Genomic DNA, 6,272 nt, shown 5'->3' with positions numbered 1-6,272 from the left:
GTGCCGCCCCAGCGGCACTGCTGCCCGCAGCGGCCGGGGGGGTTACTTCTTGCCCGACTCCACGCGCTTCTTCAGGCCTGCCAGGGCTCGGTCGATGATGACCTTTTCCGCCTTGCGCTTGATCATGCCGAGCATCGGGATCTTGACGTCGACCGTGAGCCGGTACGTGACCTCGGTGCCCGTGCCCGCCGGCCGGAGCAGGTAGGAGCCGTCGAGCGAGCGCAGCATCTGGGACTTGACCAGCGTCCAGGACACCTCCTGCCCGCCCGTCCAGGTGTACGCCAGCGTCTGGTCGTCCTTGATCGCCCCGGCGTCCATGACGAGCCGCACCTGCTCGGCACGCCCCTGCGCGTCGGTCGCGAGGACCTGCGCCTCCTTCACCTCACCGGTCCAGTCCGGGTAGCGGGCGAAGTCGGCGATCACCTCCATGACGTCGGCCGGTGCCGCCTCGATCGTGATGCTCGAGCTGGTGTGTTCCGCCATCGCCGTGGCTCCTCCAGATGCGGGCCGGTACTGAGGATCGTGTGTGCCGCGTGAAGGCTATCGCGCACGGGCAAAGCGGATGTCACCACCTGCCTGCGACATCCGGCGGGACGGGCTCACCACTCCAGCGCCCACGGCTTCCCGGTCGACGCGAAGTGGCCGACGTTGACGCACTCGGTCGCCCCGATCCGCATCCGCCGCACCAGCGGCTGGTGGACGTGGCCGAACAGGGCGTAGCGCGGCCGGGTCCGCCGGATCGCGTCGAGGAGCGCGCGGCTGCCCCGCTCGAAGCGCCGCGCCACCGTGTCGTAGACGAGTTCCGGCACCTCCGGCGGGATGTGGGTGCAGAGCACGTCCACCTCGCCGACGGCCTCGATCTTCGAGGCGTACTCCTCGTCGCTGATCTCGTACGGCGTGCGCATCGGGGTGCGCAGGCCGCCGCCGACGAAGCCGAAGACCCGGCCGCCGATCTCGACGCGCTCGCCGTCCAGCACGGTCGTGCCGGGTCCGGCGTACTCGGGCCACAGCGGCGGCATGTCGACATTGCCGTAGGTGGCGTACGTCGGGGTGGGGAAGGCGGCGAACAGCTCGGCGTACTGTCCCCGCACCGCCCGCTCGATCAGCGCCTGGCGGTCCTCGCCGACACCCGCCCACAGCCGGGCCCCCAGCTCCCGTGCCTCGGCGAAGCGGCGGGCGGTGCGCAGCTCGACGATGAGGTCGGCGTTCGCCCTGCCGAACAGGTCGGGGAAGATGCCGCGCGAGTGGTCGGCGTAGTCGAGGAAGAGGACGAGGTCGCCCAGGCAGATCAGGGCGTCGGCGCCTTCGCCGGCCCTGGCCAGGTCGCGTGCGTTGCCGTGCACGTCGCTCACCACGTGGACGCGTGTCGTCGTGTTGCCGGCCGGTGTGGGTGCCATGGCGATCAAGCGTAAGTGTGTGGGGCATGCGTGAACAGTGGCGGCCGGACCTGCGGTTACTGGCTGGTCGGTCAAGGCGTCGACTACCCTGCGCCAAGGAAACCCCACCCGTGTGACGCAGCGAACATCTCGCGGGGACCCCCTGTCGGAGACGCCATACCGGCGGGTAACGTCCGGGCAGTCCAGTCGTGCTCAGGATTTCAACATGTGAATTCCGCATGTTCTCCTGACGCACTTGCCCGAGCCTTGGACCGCACCGTCGCATCACACAACGTCGTGGCGCCGGCGCCCTATGAGGAGCAGCAGTCTTGCGCGAGTTCAGCCTTCCGGCTTTGTACGAGGTCCCTGCGGACGGAAATCTGACCGACATCGTCCGCAGAAACGCCGCGCAGCACCCCGACGTCGCCGTCATCGCCCGCAAGACGGGCGGTGCCTGGCAGGACGTGAGCGCCCGTGTCTTCCTCGCCGAGGTGCACGCCGCCGCCAAGGGCCTCATCGCCTCCGGTGTCCAGCCGGGCGACCGCGTCGGTCTGATGTCCCGTACGCGCTACGAGTGGACGCTGCTGGACTTCGCGATCTGGAGCGCGGGCGCGATCACGGTGCCGGTGTACGAGACCAGTTCGCCGGAGCAGGTGCAGTGGATCCTCGGCGACTCGGGCGCCACGGCGTGCGTCGTGGAGTCGGCCGGGCACGCCGCCGCGGTGGAGTCGGTGCGCGAGCAGCTGCCCGCCCTCAAGAACGTCTGGCAGATCGACGCCGGGGCCGTGGAGGAGCTGGGGCGGCTGGGCGGGGACGTCACGGACGAGGCGGTCGAGGAGCGCAGCTCGATCGCGAAGGCCGACGACCCGGCGACCATCGTCTACACCTCGGGCACGACGGGCCGTCCCAAGGGCTGTGTGCTGACCCACCGCAGCTTCTTCGCGGAGTGCGGCAACGTGGTCGAGCGGCTGCGTCCCCTGTTCCGTACGGGCGAGTGCTCCGTCCTGCTGTTCCTCCCGCTCGCCCATGTCTTCGGCCGCCTCGTGCAGGTGGCGCCGATGATCGCGCCGATCAAGCTGGGCTGCGTCCCGGACATCAAGAACCTCACCGACGAACTGGCCGCGTTCCGGCCCACGCTGATCCTCGGTGTGCCGCGCGTCTTCGAGAAGGTCTACAACTCGGCGCGCGCCAAGGCGCAGGCCGACGGCAAGGGCAAGATCTTCGACAAGGCCGCCGACACGGCGATCGCGTACAGCAAGGCGCTGGACACCCCCGCGGGCCCGTCCGTCGGTCTGAAGATCAAGCACAAGGTCTTCGACAAGCTCGTCTACAGCAAGCTCCGCACGGTCCTCGGCGGGCGCGGCGAGTACGCCATCTCCGGCGGCGCGCCGCTCGGTGAGCGCCTCGGCCACTTCTTCCGCGGCATCGGCTTCACGGTGCTGGAGGGCTACGGCCTGACCGAGTCCTGCGCGGCCACCGCGTTCAACCCCTGGGACCGGCAGAAGATCGGCACGGTCGGGCAGCCGCTGCCCGGCTCGGTGGTGCGCATCGCCGACGACGGCGAGGTGCTGCTGCACGGCGAGCACCTGTTCAAGGAGTACTGGAACAACCCGGGCGCGACGGCGGAGGCGCTGGCCGACGGCTGGTTCCACACCGGGGACATCGGCACCCTGGACGAGGACGGGTACCTGCGGATCACCGGCCGCAAGAAGGAGATCATCGTCACCGCCGGCGGCAAGAACGTCGCCCCGGCCGTGATCGAGGACCGCATCCGGGCGCACGCGCTGGTCGCGGAGTGCATGGTGGTCGGCGACGGACGGCCGTTCGTGGGGGCGCTGGTCACGCTGGACGAGGAGTTCCTCGGGCGGTGGTGCGCGGAGCACGGGAAGCCAGCCGGGTCGACGGCGGCGTCGCTGCGGGAGGACGCGGATCTGCTGGCCGCGATCCAGTCGGCGGTGGACGACGGCAACGCGGCGGTGTCGAAGGCGGAGTCGGTGCGGAAGTTCCGGGTGCTGTCGGCTCAGTTCACGGAGGAGTCGGGGCACTTGACTCCGTCGCTGAAGCTGAAGAGGAACGTCGTGGCGAGGGACTACGTGGACGAGATCGAGGCGATCTACGCGAAGTAGGGCGCCTTCCGGGGTGCCGGGTGCGGTTCGTCGGCGGCTATCCGGTTCGTTGTGGCTGAGCGCGCAGTTCCCCGCGCCCCTGGGGGGCGTGCAGTCACCTGTGTTTCAGGGCGTCCAGGAAGGTCTGTGTGGCGGGGCCCGGGGGTGTGGTCGGGGCGTTCGTCAGGATGACGTGCAGTGCCCACAGCAGGGCTTCCCGGCGGGTCTCCGTGCGCTTGCGCCACTCCTTGCCCATGCGGTGGCCGTCCCGTTCGGACAGGGCGTCCAGCCGCAGGATCTCGCGGCCGATGAGCTCGGGTCCCTGCCCGGCCATGGCTTCCGCCTTCCGTGGTTCGTGTGCCGGCATGACGTCAGAGCAAGGCCTTCAGGTGGTCTGCCAGGAGGTTCCAGCGCCATTTTTCCTCGACCCAGGCGCGGCCCCGTTCGCCCATGCGGTGGCGTAGTTCGGGATCGGCGAGGAGGGCCGTGATGCGGTCGGCGGAGTCCTCGGGGGAGTTGCCGCGGACGACCCAGCCCGTTTCGCCGTCGAGGACCGCGTCCGGTGCGCCGCCGGAATCGCCGGCGACGACGGGCAGGCCGGTCGCGGAGGCCTCCAGGTAGACGATGCCGAGCCCCTCCACGTCCAGGCCGCCCCGCCGGGTGCGGCACGGCATGGCGAAGACGTCGCCGGCGCCGTAGTGCGCGGGCAGCTCCGACCACGGGACTGCGCCGGTGAAGCGGACGGAGGCGGCGACGCCGGTCTCGACGGCGAGGCGGCGCAGGTCCTTCTCGTAGGGGCCGCCGCCGACGATCAGGAGGACGGCGTCCGGCTCGGCGGCGAGGATGCGCGGCATCGCGCGGATCAGCGTGTCCTGGCCCTTGCGCGGGACCAGCCGCGAGACGCACACCACGACCGGCCGGTCGGTGAGGCCGAGGCGGGCCCGGACCTCGTCGCCGCCGCTGTCCGGGTGGAAGGTCTTCTCGTCGACGCCCGGCGGCAGTTGGACCATCCGCGCGGCGGCCTCCGGCGTGAGCGCGCCCGCGATCCGGGAGCGCGTGTACTCGCCGAGGTAGGTGAGCGTGTCCGTCGACTCCCCGATCCGGCGCAGGAGTTGGCGGGCGGCGGGGAGCTGGGCCCAGCCCGCCTCGTGGCCGTGGGTGGTCGCGACGAGCCTCTCCGCGCCCGCCTTGCGCAGCGCCGGCGCCATCAGCCCGAGCGGCGCCGCCGCCCCGAACCACACCGACGTGCACCCGTGTTCGCGCAGCAGCCGGACGGCCGTACGGGTGGCGCCCGGCGTCGGCAGCAGCATCGTCGTACGGTCGCGCACGACGGTGAAGGGCTGTTCGGCGTCGAAGGCGGCGGTGGCCTCGACGCCCTCCCGGCTCCGCTTCCAGGTGGAGGCGTACACGACCAGCCGCTCGGGGTCCAGGCGCAGCGCCATGTTGTGCAGGAAGGCCTGGATGCCGCCCGGGCGGGGCGGGAAGTCGTTCGTCACGATCAGGGTCTTGCGCATCGCCGCCGACCCTACCGAACCGGCCGTCCGGGGCGGGGCCCGGCGGCGCCGGTGGCACACAGACAGGTGTTCGGGACATCATGGCCCGACGGGCAGGACGGGCGCGGACAGGCGCGGAACGGGCGGAGTGACGTGGAGACGACGGACACGGGGCGGTCCCCGGCCTGGCTGCCGGCGGCCGGACTGGTCGCCGCCTGGGCCGCGACGCGGCTGATGCTGCTGCTGTTCGTGCTCAAGGTGTGGATCTTCCCGGGCCCGGACGTCACCAGCGACGTGTCGGTGATCTACCGGGGCTGGTACGACGTCCTGTCCAGCGGAACGTTTCCCTTGGACGACGTCACCTGGCAGTACCCGCCCGCCGCCGCCCTCCCGATCCTCTCCCCCGGGCTGCTGCCCTTCCTCGACTACCCGACGGCCTTCTTCGTCCTGGCCTGCGCGGCCGACCTGGTCGTCCTCGGCCTGCTGCGGTACGGGGGCGGCGGCGCCGGCCGGTCGCCGCTCGGCGCCTGGGTGTGGGTGGTGGGCGTGCCGCTGCTGGGGCCGACGGTGTACGCCCGCTACGACGTGATGGTCACCGCCGTCGCGGTGGCCGCGCTGCTCGCCGCGGGCCGGCATCCGCGGGCGGCGGGGGTGCTGGCGGCGATCGGGGCGATGCTGAAGGTGTGGCCGGCGCTGGTCCTGCTGGGGATCCGCCGGCGCGCGGCGTGGGTCGCGGCGGCGCTGACCGCTGCCGGGCTGGCGGTGGTGTTCGCGGTGGCGATGCCGGGGGCGTTCGCCTTCCTGACGTTCCAGCGCGACCGGGGCACCGAGGTGGAGTCGCTGGGCTCGCTGGTCTTCCACGTCGCCCGGCACCACGGCTGGGACGGGCAGGTGCTGCTCAACTACGGCTCCGTGGAGTTCCTCGGCCCGCACGTGGAGATCGTGAGCACGGCGGCGCTGACGCTGACCGGGATGGCGTTCGGCTGGCTGCTGCTGTGGCGGGTGGTGGCGTCGCGGTTCGAGGCGCACACGGCGGCGGACGCGGCCTTCGTGGCGGTGCTGGTGTTCACGGTCACCAGCCGGGTGATCAGCCCCCAGTACATGGTGTGGCTGATCGGCGTCGGGGCGGTGTGCGGGTGCTTCCGGGCCAGCCGGATGCGGGTGCCGGTCGTGCTGGTGCTGGTGGCGTCCCTGGTGACGGTGCTGGAGTTCCCGGTCTGGTTCGGCCATGTGGTGGCGAGCGACACGCTCGGCACCACGCTGCTGTTCCTCCGCAACGGCCTGCTGGTGGCCGCCGC

General features: G+C 71.6%; 6 protein-coding genes. 2 read left to right on the top strand and 4 right to left on the bottom strand.

Annotated features, from left to right (window positions below):
- Positions 1-42: 42 nt before the first annotated feature.
- Both GTW67_RS30305 and GTW67_RS30300 read right to left on the bottom strand, forming a co-directional pair.
- Complete coding sequence (locus tag GTW67_RS30305) at positions 43-483, bottom strand: SRPBCC family protein (RefSeq protein ID WP_161167947.1); 441 nt, start codon at positions 481-483, stop codon at positions 43-45.
- Positions 484-599: 116 nt separating this feature from the next.
- The gene (locus tag GTW67_RS30300; protein WP_161167949.1) at positions 600-1,355 is read right to left on the bottom strand and encodes a metallophosphoesterase; all 756 of its coding nucleotides are present in this window, start codon (positions 1,353-1,355) and stop codon (positions 600-602) included.
- Between the two features lie 350 nt (positions 1,356-1,705).
- Between GTW67_RS30300 and GTW67_RS30295 the strand changes: the two genes are divergently transcribed.
- Positions 1,706-3,502: an AMP-dependent synthetase/ligase gene (locus GTW67_RS30295; RefSeq protein ID WP_161167946.1), complete on the top strand. Its 1,797-nt coding sequence runs from the start codon at positions 1,706-1,708 to the stop codon at positions 3,500-3,502.
- Positions 3,503-3,596: 94 nt separating this feature from the next.
- Here GTW67_RS30295 and GTW67_RS30290 read toward each other — a convergent pair whose 3' ends face one another.
- Entirely contained in the window at positions 3,597-3,815 is a 219-nt protein-coding gene (locus GTW67_RS30290) for a hypothetical protein (protein WP_161167945.1), read from the bottom strand.
- A 37-nt stretch (positions 3,816-3,852) separates the two neighbouring features.
- Positions 3,853-4,995, bottom strand: coding sequence for a glycosyltransferase family 4 protein (locus GTW67_RS30285; protein ID WP_161167944.1), 1,143 nt, complete (start codon positions 4,993-4,995; stop codon positions 3,853-3,855).
- 132 nt (positions 4,996-5,127) lie between these two features.
- Here GTW67_RS30285 and GTW67_RS30280 point away from each other — a divergent pair.
- Positions 5,128-6,272, top strand: a 1,145-nt coding sequence (locus GTW67_RS30280; protein WP_346010786.1) for a glycosyltransferase 87 family protein, incomplete at its 3' end; no start/stop codon positions are given.

Source organism: Streptomyces sp. SID5910, from assembly GCF_009862125.1.
Lineage (GTDB): Bacteria > Actinomycetota > Actinomycetes > Streptomycetales > Streptomycetaceae > Streptomyces.
Note: the sequence above shows the minus strand (reverse complement) of the source record. Positions and strands in the feature narration are given on the sequence as shown.